15 protein-coding genes are annotated in these 12,022 nt (G+C 47.6%); 1 reads left to right on the top strand and 14 read right to left on the bottom strand.

All coding sequences use genetic code 11. From position 1 onward, the window contains the following. Positions 1 to 231 (bottom strand): helix-turn-helix domain-containing protein (locus tag LZ11_RS10145; protein WP_148867769.1); only part of this gene is annotated, 231 nt, incomplete at its 3' end. A 60-nt stretch (positions 232 to 291) separates the two neighbouring features. On the opposite strand from LZ11_RS10145, the gene LZ11_RS10140 reads away from it, so the two are divergent. Beyond that, positions 292 to 1,257: a branched-chain amino acid transport system II carrier protein gene (locus LZ11_RS10140; RefSeq protein WP_246110796.1), complete on the top strand. Its 966-nt coding sequence runs from the start codon at positions 292 to 294 to the stop codon at positions 1,255 to 1,257. A gap of 389 nt (positions 1,258 to 1,646) precedes the next feature. Here the strand turns inward: LZ11_RS10140 and LZ11_RS10135 are convergent, their stop codons facing one another. The 13 genes from LZ11_RS10135 to LZ11_RS10075 all read right to left on the bottom strand — a co-directional run bounded on the left by LZ11_RS10135 (position 1,647) and on the right by LZ11_RS10075 (position 11,996). Continuing rightward, complete coding sequence (locus tag LZ11_RS10135; protein ID WP_148867768.1) at positions 1,647 to 2,150, bottom strand: hypothetical protein; 504 nt, start codon at positions 2,148 to 2,150, stop codon at positions 1,647 to 1,649. A gap of 228 nt (positions 2,151 to 2,378) precedes the next feature. Further along, the gene (locus LZ11_RS10130; RefSeq protein WP_148867767.1) at positions 2,379 to 2,813 is read right to left on the bottom strand and encodes a hypothetical protein; all 435 of its coding nucleotides are present in this window, start codon (positions 2,811 to 2,813) and stop codon (positions 2,379 to 2,381) included. Positions 2,814 to 2,832: 19 nt separating this feature from the next. Continuing rightward, the gene (locus LZ11_RS10125) at positions 2,833 to 3,048 is read right to left on the bottom strand and encodes a hypothetical protein (RefSeq protein WP_148867766.1); all 216 of its coding nucleotides are present in this window, start codon (positions 3,046 to 3,048) and stop codon (positions 2,833 to 2,835) included. Between the two features lie 55 nt (positions 3,049 to 3,103). Further along, on the bottom strand, positions 3,104 to 3,805 hold the full coding sequence (locus tag LZ11_RS10120; protein WP_170240357.1) for a SurA N-terminal domain-containing protein: 702 nt from the start codon (positions 3,803 to 3,805) through the stop codon (positions 3,104 to 3,106). A gap of 342 nt (positions 3,806 to 4,147) precedes the next feature. Further along, a complete protein-coding gene (gene argH, locus LZ11_RS10115) occupies positions 4,148 to 5,464 on the bottom strand; it encodes an argininosuccinate lyase (protein WP_148867764.1) in 1,317 nt (438 codons plus the stop codon). Beyond that, on the bottom strand, positions 5,461 to 6,678 hold the full coding sequence (locus LZ11_RS10110) for an argininosuccinate synthase (RefSeq protein WP_148867763.1): 1,218 nt from the start codon (positions 6,676 to 6,678) through the stop codon (positions 5,461 to 5,463). Before LZ11_RS10110 ends, argH begins: the two co-directional genes overlap by 4 nt. Positions 6,679 to 6,840: 162 nt before the next feature. Next, positions 6,841 to 7,761: a thioredoxin-disulfide reductase gene (gene trxB / locus LZ11_RS10105; protein ID WP_148867762.1), complete on the bottom strand. Its 921-nt coding sequence runs from the start codon at positions 7,759 to 7,761 to the stop codon at positions 6,841 to 6,843. A 126-nt stretch (positions 7,762 to 7,887) separates the two neighbouring features. Next, the gene (rpsI, locus tag LZ11_RS10100; protein ID WP_148867761.1) at positions 7,888 to 8,277 is read right to left on the bottom strand and encodes a 30S ribosomal protein S9; all 390 of its coding nucleotides are present in this window, start codon (positions 8,275 to 8,277) and stop codon (positions 7,888 to 7,890) included. A gap of 15 nt (positions 8,278 to 8,292) precedes the next feature. Next, a complete protein-coding gene (gene rplM, locus LZ11_RS10095) occupies positions 8,293 to 8,727 on the bottom strand; it encodes a 50S ribosomal protein L13 (RefSeq protein ID WP_148867760.1) in 435 nt (144 codons plus the stop codon). Positions 8,728 to 8,786: 59 nt separating this feature from the next. Next, positions 8,787 to 9,518 (bottom strand): tRNA pseudouridine(38-40) synthase TruA, encoded by a 732-nt coding sequence (truA, locus tag LZ11_RS10090; RefSeq protein WP_148867759.1) that lies wholly within the window; start codon positions 9,516 to 9,518, stop codon positions 8,787 to 8,789. A gap of 9 nt (positions 9,519 to 9,527) precedes the next feature. Continuing rightward, positions 9,528 to 10,325 carry an energy-coupling factor transporter transmembrane component T family protein gene (locus tag LZ11_RS10085; protein WP_148867758.1) on the bottom strand — a complete coding sequence of 266 codons (798 nt, stop codon included), beginning with the start codon at positions 10,323 to 10,325 and terminating at the stop codon, positions 9,528 to 9,530. Continuing rightward, on the bottom strand, positions 10,318 to 11,181 hold the full coding sequence (locus LZ11_RS10080) for an energy-coupling factor transporter ATPase (RefSeq protein ID WP_148867757.1): 864 nt from the start codon (positions 11,179 to 11,181) through the stop codon (positions 10,318 to 10,320). The genes LZ11_RS10085 and LZ11_RS10080 overlap by 8 nt, the downstream gene beginning before the upstream one ends. After that, complete coding sequence (locus LZ11_RS10075) at positions 11,166 to 11,996, bottom strand: energy-coupling factor transporter ATPase (RefSeq protein ID WP_148867756.1); 831 nt, start codon at positions 11,994 to 11,996, stop codon at positions 11,166 to 11,168. Before LZ11_RS10075 ends, LZ11_RS10080 begins: the two co-directional genes overlap by 16 nt. Between the last annotated feature and the right edge of the window lie 26 nt (positions 11,997 to 12,022).

Here is a 12,022-nt window from a genome sequence, read left to right as displayed (position 1 = left end):
CTGACCGGTTTCCGGGAAGTAAGTGCTGTATGTAGTTAGATCTGTGCGAAGTTGAGTCGTTGTACCACGCTTGATTTCGCGGTAAATAGTACTGCGATGACGGCCGAGTTTTTTAGCGATTTGAGTTGGTGAGAAACCTTCTTTGAGCAGGGCACAAATTTTACCTCTTTCGTAGGGTGTAAGGTGTTTAAAAGTGGGTGGTGATGTGGTATACTCTTTAGTAAGAACCATAGCTGAACCCTCCATATGTGTTAGTTTTTTGTCAACCAACATCATATCGGGTTTCATGCTATGGTTCAACTTTTTTTACTGTCGCATTTAATTTTACAATTAACCATAAATATATATTTTACTATAAACCAATCCAAGGTAATAGACTATATAGGTAAATTATTGACTCCATTTCTGCTTGTAATGCTTGCGGTAATTATAATTAAAGGAATAATAGATCCGATAGGCGAATTTACTACTTCTAATATATCAAATCCTTTTGGCAAAGCCTTTTCCGAAGGATATCAGACGATGGACGCCCTTGCTTCTACGGTTTTTGCAGGAATCATAATAAAGGCATTAAGAGAAAGGGGATATGATAGGGTAGGGGAAAAGATCAACTTAACGATTATTTCCGGATTAATAGCTGCCCTTGGATTACTTTTTGTATACGGCGGGCTTATGTACCTCGGGGCTACTGCTTCGACGCTCTTTACGGGAGAAATAGGGAAAACGGCATTAATAATTTCTATAGTGGAAAAGGAACTCGGGAATTTTGGCAAAATCGCTCTCGGGCTTGCAGTCTCTCTTGCATGCTTGACTACATCGGTGGGTTTAACGGCAACTTCGGCCGAATATTTCAGCCGTTTGACAAAAAACAGGATTGGCTATAAGAGCATGGTGGTGATTATATCCATTTTTAGTGCTTTTATTGGTGCGTTTGGAGTAGAAAAGATTATCAAATTCTCGGTCCCGATTCTTGTATCGGTATATCCGGTGGTTATAGTTTTAATTCTGATGAATACCTTTGATTCGTTTATTAAAAATAATCGTTCCTATGCTTATGCAACCATTTTCACGCTGCTGATAAGTGTTGTTGATGGTTTATCGGCAGCCGGATTAAACTTAAATAAAATATATGATGTTATATATTACTTACCTTTTGCCAGAGAAGGATTTGCCTGGATATATACGGCATTTTTTGGAATATTACTGGGTATGATGAATTCTTATTTCAATAAGGCATTGAAAAAAGAAAACGGGTAAAATGAGGTTTGTTCTGCATATGAACGACCAAGTCAATGATAAAATAATAGAATTTATAGAGATAAATATTAAACCCAAATTCATAATACCAAAGAAAATATATCACTGGCTTACAGGAATTTTCGGGGTAAAGGTAAATTATATAATTTTTTCCATCTTATTATTGATAATTTTATATTTTGGGTTAGTCTCTCTACTAAAAAGAAAATACGATGCTTTTCTAATGATTATTATTGCATTTTTCATAGTACTGGGTTTCATGCTCACACTGCTCGGATATTAGCTGTTTCAGTCCAGTCATAATGACCGAGCTGATTCCCATCCGGCCGGGGGACATCAATACCTCCGGCCCTTTAGTTTAACCAACCAGCCTACATCGGGAATTAAATCTACCTGAATCTAGACATCCATTGCTCCAACCATTCGGAATAGCTTATAGAATGGACTTCTTCTAAAGTCTTACCGTCGATAGACCAAACACTACCGTACAACATCTTGTCAACCACAGGGTACGAAATCCCTCCAACAACGCGATTATCCGCCAGGAAAACCCACATTATGGTCTTCCCTTTAGATTTCACGGGGTCAAATTTGCTGCTGGATTCCCAGTTGTCCAACGGATGGTTTTTCACTATGAACTTTTCAACGGTAATGGTTTTACCGATATATTTGCCGGGGTCTTCCCTTTGCAAACCCCAGTACTGCATGTAGGGCATTTGGGTTAATTTTTCTTTTGTCAGCACGTATTCTCCGGCGGTTCCTTCATACGAAACGATTTTATAACCCATGCTTTTAAGATAATCTTTTGCAACTTTTGCGTTTTTATTTTCCGCCGTACCGCACCCCGAAAGCATTAAAAAAGCAGCCAGGAGATAAATCAGGAGTGTTCTCATTTTTGCCTTCCTCTCCAAGTATATTTACTTCAGGGAGCAATTCCCCTAACGTCCCTCTATGGTATACCATTAGCTACCTCTAGTTCTAATATTTGCTACAAGCCTGTAGAATCTATTTTTTTTGAACGAAATAATTTATTCTTTATACATACCGAATTCGAAAGATATATCAGGCCGGGCCTTTATCCCATTCCCCATCAAATTCCCTTTTTGACAAAATTATATAAGTTATTTAATTAATATTACCAAAACTTTACTTTCCATTCCAAGCTTCTGCCGCAATTTGTCCGAAATTTCGACTTTTATTTCTGTGCCCTTGGGCACGTTGCTAAATTCATAGGCTATCGAGTCAACTACCGTACCTGAACCCGCAGCTATCTCATAATTATCGTAGTTCTTTATTTTTATTTGGTCGGTTAAATTCGGCAGCTGAACCTGATCACATATTTTCTTATATTTTTTAGCATTATCCACTATAGGAAACGACACAGTATGTTCACAAAGTACTAATGTAAAGTCTGACTTGTCTAACATTATCCTGCCATTTTTGGGGAAAGTAATGCTAACGTCATTTTTATCCTTTTCACTATATTCTATTGATAACGTGTACCACCATTCCTTTTGTACAATTTCTTTTAATTCATCTTCACTCAGTTTTTCCAATACAGAATCGATAAATTCCCTATAATAATCTCTCTTCCTTGAGGTAATTAATATCTATTTCCTTAGAACGCAGCTCTTCTTCCAATTCTAAAATTTTATTTTCAAGCTTTTTTATTTCTTCTCCAACATTTACACCTTCTCTAGGTACAACCTGGTTTGAAGGAGGGCCTTTACAACCACCAAGTAACAAAATAAAAAAAGAAAAAATAATTACTCTCAAAACAAACTTTTTCATAGTTTACCTCCGGTATAAATAATCATAAAATCTATTTTTCATTTGATTAGGGCTTTCAAAAATCCTTTTTGAGTATTTCAACTTTGTGTTTTCTCCTTAAATCCTTTGCATATTGTTCGAAATATAAGCGAACCTTCTCCGGATCTTTTCTTACTTCTTCCGGCATCGAGGATAGTACTTTTGCCTTTAATCTGCTTATGGCTAGAGACTTTTGATATGCTTGAACAACCCGGTTCCAATATTCGTCTTCGCTGATTCCCATTTTCTCGATAGATTGTTTTATAAGTTTTTGACTTTCCATAAATTCCTCTCTGTCGGCAACTTGTATTTCCCCTTCCATTATATCGTTTGTTGTTTTTCTTACCTGTTCCATATAATTTTTAGCTTCCTCATATGAGACTTCCAAGCCCTGGGATTTGGCTTCCTGATATAAAACCTCGTTATCTATCAATCTATCAAGTACCTGCTCCGGACTTGCTCTTTGGGGAAGCGGTATAAGAACATTCTCGTCAGCATGCTGTTTTTCGCGCTCGTATTTTTTCAATTGAAACTCATATTTTTGTTCTTCGACCCACAGCGCCATTTCAAAATCCTTTTCGGTAATCTCTTTGCCATCTATTCTGGCGATTACTTCCCCGTTTGCAGTTTTTTGCCCCCCCGAATACCACCCATTAATATTCGCATACATTATAGCAGTAAAAATAACGGTCAATGACAAAACTGCACTCAAAATATACCATTTGTTTTTAAACACCATTTCATCAACTCCCGTTATTTTTGTTCTGTTCATTAACCAACTAAAAGGAAAATGGCTAGCAAGCCAATTCCTAGAACAACATCATAAAGTCATACTGCCTCCTTATTTTATGGTGCAAGAAAAACCCGTTATTGCAACTTCGGTTTTGAATACTTTAATTTTATCTATTTGTATTAAATATATCAATATTACGGAAATAACAATGTCATTTTCATTAACGAAAGTGGATGCAAAAAGTTCTCCGAAGATAAAATTTTTTTAAAGATTGCGGGTAATGTGCTAAAAACACTTCCTCAATGGTGCATAAAAAGTTTTAGCTCACCTTGCGGTGAGGCTAATATTCTATAAAGCCTTTTTATTTTTCACTTCCTCCGGATAGCGGGAAAGGTTCAGCGCATCTTCCTCGAAGAGCTCGGAAAAGTTCTTGAATTCCGGGAGGCTCAAATCCCTCAATTTCTTATTCTTCTTGATGCAGTAGGACACCATCTTCCCCACTACTTCGTGAGCCGTGCGAAAGGGCATGCCCTTTTTCACCAGGTATTCGGCGTAATAGGTGGCGTCGGCGAAGCTGTCTTCTACGGCTTTCTTCATGTTTTCCTTCTTGATCTTCATTGTTGAAAGAAGCCCCGGCAGCACCGAAAGGCAGGCTGTCACCGTGTCCGCCGTGTCGAAGAGCGGCTCTTTGTCCTCCTGCATATCCCTGTTGTAGGCAAGCGGCAGACCCTTCATAACGGTCAGGACCGACATCAGGTTGCCGAAAACCCGCCCCGCCTTGCCCCGGATTAGCTCCAGCACGTCGGGGTTTTTCTTCTGCGGCATTATGCTGCTGCCGGTGGCGAAGGCGTCGTCCAGCTCTATGAAGTCGAATTCGGAGGTGCTCCACAGGATGAACTCTTCGACCATCCTGGAAAGGTGGACCATCAGCATGGCCGAGCAGGATATGAATTCGATAACGAAATCCCTGTCGCTGACGGCGTCTATGGTATTCTCGTAAATTCGGGAAAACCCCAGAAGTTCCCTGGTGTATTGCCTGTCTATGGGGAGCGTGGTACCGGCCAGGGCACAGGCCCCCAGGGGCATTATGTCGGCGCCTTTCATTGCTGCCGAAAAGCGTTCCTTATCCCTCCGGAGCATGTAATAATAGGCTTTGAAGTACCGGGAAAGGGTCACCGGCTGCGCCCTCTGGAGATGGGTGTAACCGGGCATGACCGCATCCCGGTTTTCCGCAGCCAGTTTCCAGAGTACTTTCATAAGCTCCTCGATTTTGTCGACGACTTCGGCGATCTTCTCCTTCACGTAAAGGTGTAGATCCAGAGCCACCTGGTCGTTGCGGCTGCGGGCAGTATGAAGCATGCCGGCTACCGGGCCTATTTTCTCAAAGAGCCGGCTTTCCACGTGCATGTGTATATCTTCCAGTTCGCAGGTGAACGGAAACTCGCCCCGTTCTATCTCCAGCTTAATCTCCAGGAGCCCCTTTATGATCTGGGCGGCTTCTTCCTTTGGGATTATTCCGGCTCGGGCCAGCATCCTGGCGTGGGCCATACTGCCCGTTATGTCCTGTTCGTAAAGTTTCTTATCGAATTCTATCGAGGCGGTGAATTTTTCCACCAGATCGTCGGTTTCCTTCTCAAACCTTCCGCCCCAGAGTTTTTTACTCATAACTCTCCCTCCGGTTCGAGGTTCGTTTTCTTATTCACCTGGGCGTAAACCTTTGTGGGCAGTCCCCACAGGGTTATAAACCCAACGGCCGCTTTGTGGTCAAAAAGATCCCCTTCAGCGTAGGTGGCGAGCTTGACGTCGTACAGCGAATGGGCCGATTTCCTGCCCACCACCATGGCGCTGCCTTTCAAAAGCTTTACTTTAACCGTGCCGCTGACGACCTTCTGGGTTTCATCAATAAAAGCATCCAGAGCCTCCTTCAGCGGCGAATACCAGAGGCCGTTGTATGCCAGTTCGGCGTATTTCTGTTCGACACCGTATTTGAAGTGCAGGACCTCCCCCGGAAGGGTCAGGCCTTCCAGCTGCCGGTGGGCGTTTATGAGTAACAGCGATGCGGGACATTCGTAAACTTCCCTGGATTTTATCCCCACAAGGCGGTTTTCCACGTGGTCTATCCGCCCGAAACCGTTTCTGCCGGCGATCTTATTCAGCTCCTGCGCCAGTTCCGCCGGAGTCGTTTCTTTTCCGTCCAGAGCTACGGGCACGCCCTTTTCGAAGGTTATCTCAACGTAAGTGGGCTCATCCGGGGCTTTTTCCGGCGACACGGTCCACTCGAAGGCCTCTTCCGGCGGCTCCACCCACGGGTCTTCCAGGACACCGCATTCTATACTCCTTCCCCAGAGATTCTGGTCTATGCTGAACGGGTTTTCCTTACCGACAGGCACCGGGATACCGTTATTCACAGCGTACTCTATTTCCTCTTCCCTGGACATGGGCCATTCCCTTACCGGAGCGATCACCTTCAGGTCCGGCCCCAGCGCCGCCACCGACGCGTCAAACCTGACCTGGTCGTTGCCCTTGCCGGTACAACCGTGGGCCACCGCAAAGGCCCCCTCACGCCTCGCCACGTCTACCAGAAGCTTCGAAATGAGCGGCCTGGAAAGAGCTGCGCTCAGTGGGTAAACCCCTTCGTAAAGGGCATTGGCCTTTAGGGCCGGAAAGGCGTAATTCTTTATAAACTCATCCTTTGCGTCCACTACATAACATTTCACTGCTCCAATGCTCTCGGCCTTATTTTTTATAAACTTCAGGTCCTTGCCCTCTCCCAGGTCTGCACAGAGGGCCACCACCTCGCAGTTGTAATTCTCCTTGAGCCACTTTATGGCCACCGAAGTGTCGAGTCCGCCCGAGTAGGCGAGCACCACTTTTTTCATAATATCCTCTCCCCCCGGAAATATATCTATCTTTGATAAATCATTAATAATTATACATTATGTTGTATATATATTCAATAGTGTTTTCAAGTATGCAATAAAAAAGAAGGACTTCGCAGTTTTGATGCGAAGTCCTTCTTTTTGAACATAAAAATATACCTTTTATCTTAACTGGTGATCCTCGAGGTACTTTTCGGCTGAAACCGCCGCGATGGCTCCGTCGGCAACAGCTGTCACAACCTGGCGCAGGGATTTTTCCCTTATATCCCCTGCGGCAAAAAGTCCCGGCACGTTTGTGGCCATGCTTTCATCGGTGATTATGTAGCCCCTTTCGTTCAGCTTTACTAGGTCTTTAACAATGGCGGTGTTGGGGTCCCACCCGATGGCTACAAAGATACCGTCGACGGGGACCGAGGTCTTCCCCCCCGTTTTTACGTTTCTTACGACGACTTCCTCTACAGTGTCGCCGCCCTTTATCTCGTCAACGACCGAGTCCCATATAAATTTAATCTTCTCGTTTTTGAAGGCCCTTTCCTGGAGAATTTTGGTGGCCCTGAGTTCGTTCCTGCGGTGCACCACTGTGACGCTGGTGGCAAAGTGCGTAAGATAAATGGCTTCCCCTATAGCGGTATCGCCGCCGCCGACCACCATCACGGGCCTGTCCGTATAGAAAGCTCCGTCGCAGGTGGCGCAGTAGGAAACTCCCCTGCCGATGAACTCCTTCTCACCTTTCACCCCGAGCTTCCTCGCTTCGGCACCCATGGCGAGGATAACGGTCCTGGCCTCCAGAGTCTCGGTTTTTAGCCGGATTACGAATTTTTCTCCGTCTTTTTCGATTTTCTCCACATCGCCGTTCAGAAACTGTGCCCCGAACCTCTCGGCCTGTTTCTTCATGGATTCAGTCAGTTCGGCCCCGCCTATGCCCTCGGGAAACCCGGGATAGTTCTCTATAAGGTCAGTTATAGCGGCCTGCCCTCCGGGGTACATCTTCTCAATCATCACTGTGGAAAGTCTGGCACGGGCTCCGTAAATCGCCGCCGACAACCCTGCGGGCCCGGCTCCGATAATGGCAAGATCGTACATAATTTAGCCCTCCCTGTTAAAGTATGAAAAGTACACCTTTTAAGTTTATAGTACAATTTTTAACGGTCTTTGTCTAGCCATGTGTATAAAAAGGAGCAAAAAGAAAAAGAAGGACTGCGTCCTTCTTTACCTCTTGGAAAATTGCGGTGCACGGCGGGCCTTCTTGAGACCGTATTTTTTCCTCTCGACCATACGCGGGTCGCGGGTGAGCAGACCTTCCTTCCTGAGCAGGGGCTTGAGGATCTCGTCGATCTGCAGCAGGGCTCTGGCTATGCCGTGCCTTACGGCTCCGGCCTGACCGGTAACTCCTCCACCTCTCACGCTGGCTATGATATCAAACTTGCCCAGGGTGTTTGTCACGATGAGCGGCCTTGTCACGTCATTTCTCAGTGTCTCCAGGGGAAAGTATTCTTCAAAAGGCCTTTTATTGATCAGGATCCTCCCCGATCCCGGCGTAAGCCATACCCTGGCGACAGAGGTTTTTCTTCTTCCGGTGGCTAGAATAGCTTCTTTCATGCTCAACCTCCTTCCTTATCCCTCGTAAGGTAATTCCTTGGGCTGCTGGGCCTGATGGGGATGTTCCGGTCCCTTGTAGATCTTCAGCTTTTTGATCATCCTGCGGCCCAGGGAATTGTGAGGAAGCATACCCCATACTGCCTTGTATATGACCTTTTCGGGAGCTCTCTGCAGGAAGTGGCGGTAGGTTTCCGCCTTCAGTCCGCCCGGATAAAGGGAATGGCGGTAATAAATCTTTTTATCCAGCTTTTTGCCGGTAAGTACGACTTTGTCGGCGTTGACGATAATGACGTGGTCACCGGTATCCACATGGGGCGTGTAAATGGGCTTGTGCTTTCCCTTTAATATCTTGGCTACCTGAGCTGCAAGTCTCCCTAAAGGTTTATCCGTAGCATCTATAACGTACCAGTCCCGCTTTATTTCCTCTTTTTTAGCCATGAACGTGCTCATTTTATCCCTCCTCAAACCACAAGGTTATTTTATTATAACGCTCCTGGCGTGTCAAGCTGTCAGTATATCACTTTTTCCAGGCAGAGTCCATGAGCCGGCAGCGTCACACCCGCTCTTTCCCGGTCCCGGGACTCTATAATCGACGGTATCTCTTCCGGATCCCTTTTTCCAGTCCCCACTTCCAGCAGGGTGCCCGCGATAATCCTCACCATATTGTATAAAAATCCGTCAGCTTCCACCTCGATGGTTATCAGGTCCCCGCACTTTTTTACGTCGAGCCTCGTTATATTTCTAACCGACGACTTTACCGTGCTTCGGGACGCCCTGAAAGCCGCAAAATCGTGGACGCCCATAAAGGCTTTTCCAGCCCTTCTCATCGCCTCCACGTCCAGCGGCAGCGGGAAGAAATAGCTGTATCTCCGCAGGAGAGGCGACGGAAAAGGGGCATTGTATATGCTGTAGGTGTACACCTTCGCCCTGGCGCTGTAACGCGCGTGAAAGTCGTCGGGAACCGCCTTGGCGCCTTTAACCGTTATGTCTTCGGGCAGTTTGCTATTCAGGGCGTACGGCAGCCTCTCGACCGGTATGCGGGTATTCGTGCGGAAATTGGCCACCTGGCCTCTGGCGTGAACCCCCGCATCGGTCCTGCCGGCTCCGATTATGCTTACCCTTTCTCCCGTCAGTACGTATACGGCCTTCTCCAGCACTTCCTGGACGGTAAGGGCGTTGTTCTGCTTTTGCCAGCCGTGATAATTGGTGCCGTCGTACTCCAGCAGGATTTTTACGTTCAAGGCTGTCACCTACCAGATAAACCGGCTTGCAAGGCTCCCCGCCGCCAGAAGGCCTGTCGCGATAAAGGCGACCAGGTCCGCGTACGTCATCCTCAGCTGCTTCATGCGGGTGCGGTTTTCCCCTCCGCGGTAGCACCGGGATTCCATAGCCATGGCCAGGTCGTCGGCCCTCCGGAAGGCGCTTATGAACAGGGGAACCAGCAGGGGTACCAGGCTTTTCGCCCGCTTTACGATGTTCCCGCTGGAAAAATCGGCGCCTCTTGCCATCTGGGCTTTCATTATCTTATCGGTTTCTTCCATTAGGGTGGGTATGAACCTCAGGGCTATGGTCATCATCATTGCCAGCTCGTGGGCCGGCACTCCCACTCTACTGAAGGGCTTTAAAAGGCTCTCTATGCCGTCGGTCAGGGTGATCGGCGATGTCGTGAGGGTGAGCAGCGATGTACCGACTATGAGCATCACGAGCCGCAGTACCATGAAAACGCCCTGGTGCAGCCCCTCGTAAGTTATATCAAGGGGACCTACCTCGTAAATCACCCTGCCCTTTATCATAAAAAGGTTAAGGACGAAAGTCAGCAGTATTATGACTACCAGCGGCCGAAGGCCCCTTATCATATATTTCAGCGAAATTCCCGACAAAAGCGAAGCTACTATTATGAAAACAGCGGGGAACGCGTACCCCGTGAAATCGTCTATGACGAACAGCAACACCATGAACGCAAAGGTTATCAGTATCTTGGTCCTAGGATCCAGCCGGTGTATTACTGAATTTCCGGGTATATACTGCCCTATGGTTATCTCACGCACGGCCCTTCCTCCTCGCCGCCCTTAAAATCTCCGCTTCGGCTTCCTCGACGGTCAGCACTTCGGTGGAAACGTCCTTTCCCTGGTGTTTCAGCCTCAACATCAGGTGGGTGATCTGGGGTATGTCAAGCCCTATCGAGGAAAGGCCTTCGTAGTTCCTGAATATTTCCCGTGGTGTGCCGCTGTCGACCATCCGTCCCCGGTGCATCACGGCGATCTTATCCACCAGTTTTGCGATGTCCTCCATGCTGTGGGATACAAGTATCACGGTTATGTTCTGCCTTTCCCTCAGCCGCACTATCTCTCGCAGGATCTCATCCCTGCCCCTTGGGTCCAGACCCACGGTGGGTTCGTCAAGAATCAGTACTTTGGGCTTCATAGCCAGAACCCCGGCAATGGCAACTCTCCGCATCTGGCCGCCGCTGAGCTCGAAGGGGGAGCGGTCCTTTATTTCCGAATAGTTCAGGCCCACCAGCTCCAGGGCTTCCCTGACCCTCCGGCCGATTTCCTCCTCGGGCAGGTCCATGTTCTTCGGCCCGAAAGCCACATCCTTTTCCACAGTCTCTTCAAAAAGCTGGTGTTCCGGATACTGGAAGACCAGGCCCACCTTCTGCCTGATCTCTCTGAGGTTTACTCCCCGTTCGTTTATGTTGACGCCGTCTATTATCACTTCTCCCGAGGTGGGCTTCAGAAGGCCGTTAAGGTGCTGTATCAGGGTTGACTTGCCCGACCCGGTGTGCCCGATGAGCCCCCAGAATTCTCCGTCTTCTATAGTCCAGTTTACATCCTGCAAGGCCACCGATTGGAAGGGAGTGCCGGGCATGTATATATGCGTGAGATTTTTTACAACAATGGGCATAGGCATTCCACCATTTCATCTATCGTCAGTATGTCGCCCCTCACTTCCAACCCCCGGCCCTTGAGCCGGTGGGCTAGTTCGGTGACTTGGGGGACGTCAAGGCCAATCTCCTTCAGTTCTTCCACCCGGGAAAAAATCTCCCTGGGGGTGCCCTCCATCACCACCCGACCCCGGTTCATGACGATAACCCTGTCGGCCTGCACGGCTTCTTCCATGAAATGCGTGATGAGCACGATGGTCTTACCTTCTTCCCTATTCAGGCGCTTCACGGTGTTAATAACTTCCCGCCTGCCGACGGGGTCCAGCATGGCGGTGGGCTCATCCAGGATGATGTAATCGGGCTTCATGGCGATTACGCCGGCAATGGCCACCCTCTGTTTCTGGCCGCCGGATAAAAGATGTGGTGCTTTCTGGTCAAAATCGGTGAGCTCCACAATTTTCAACGCCTCATAAACCCTCTTTTTTATCTCTTCCGGGGGCACGCCCAGATTTTCGGGCCCGAAGGCCACGTCCTCTTCAACCACCGTCGCCACTATTTGGTTGTCGGGATTCTGAAACACCATGCCGGCCTTCTGACGGATTTTCCAGATGTTCTCCCGGTCCCGGGTGTCGAGGCCGTCCACGCGGACACTGCCCTTCGCCGGTATGAAAAGACCGTTGAAAAGTTTGGCCAGCGTGGATTTGCCCGACCCGTTGGGGCCGATTATAGCCACAAATTCTCCCTTTTGTATCCTGAGGTTTATATCCTTCAGGGCCAGGTCCTTAGCCTGCGAGTACTGGTAGTACACGCTTTCAGCCAGAATCTCGGCGGCCATTGTACCGCCCCCTTTACATCGATATA

Origin of the sequence: Thermosediminibacter litoriperuensis (assembly GCF_008124715.1) — a bacterium.
Taxonomy (GTDB): domain Bacteria; phylum Bacillota; class Thermosediminibacteria; order Thermosediminibacterales; family Thermosediminibacteraceae; genus Thermosediminibacter; species Thermosediminibacter litoriperuensis.
This window is presented reverse-complemented; position numbering and strand designations above follow the sequence as displayed.

What these genes read in the sequence shown, in the direction of transcription:
- LZ11_RS10140 (WP_246110796.1), top strand. Translation starts at nt 292, where the DNA reads ATGGTTCAACTTTTTTTACTGTCGCATTTAATTTTACAATTAACCATA.
- LZ11_RS10135 (WP_148867768.1), bottom strand. Translation starts at nt 2,150, where the DNA reads ATGAGAACACTCCTGATTTATCTCCTGGCTGCTTTTTTAATGCTTTCG.
- LZ11_RS10125 (WP_148867766.1), bottom strand. Translation starts at nt 3,048, where the DNA reads ATGAAAAAGTTTGTTTTGAGAGTAATTATTTTTTCTTTTTTTATTTTG.
- LZ11_RS10120 (WP_170240357.1), bottom strand. Translation starts at nt 3,805, where the DNA reads ATGGTGTTTAAAAACAAATGGTATATTTTGAGTGCAGTTTTGTCATTG.
- argH (WP_148867764.1), bottom strand. Translation starts at nt 5,464, where the DNA reads ATGAGTAAAAAACTCTGGGGCGGAAGGTTTGAGAAGGAAACCGACGAT.
- LZ11_RS10110 (WP_148867763.1), bottom strand. Translation starts at nt 6,678, where the DNA reads ATGAAAAAAGTGGTGCTCGCCTACTCGGGCGGACTCGACACTTCGGTG.
- trxB (WP_148867762.1), bottom strand. Translation starts at nt 7,761, where the DNA reads ATGTACGATCTTGCCATTATCGGAGCCGGGCCCGCAGGGTTGTCGGCG.
- rpsI (WP_148867761.1), bottom strand. Translation starts at nt 8,277, where the DNA reads ATGAAAGAAGCTATTCTAGCCACCGGAAGAAGAAAAACCTCTGTCGCC.
- rplM (WP_148867760.1), bottom strand. Translation starts at nt 8,727, where the DNA reads ATGAGCACGTTCATGGCTAAAAAAGAGGAAATAAAGCGGGACTGGTAC.
- LZ11_RS10080 (WP_148867757.1), bottom strand. Translation starts at nt 11,181, where the DNA reads ATGCCCATTGTTGTAAAAAATCTCACGCATATATACATGCCCGGCACT.
- LZ11_RS10075 (WP_148867756.1), bottom strand. Translation starts at nt 11,996, where the DNA reads ATGGCCGCCGAGATTCTGGCTGAAAGCGTGTACTACCAGTACTCGCAG.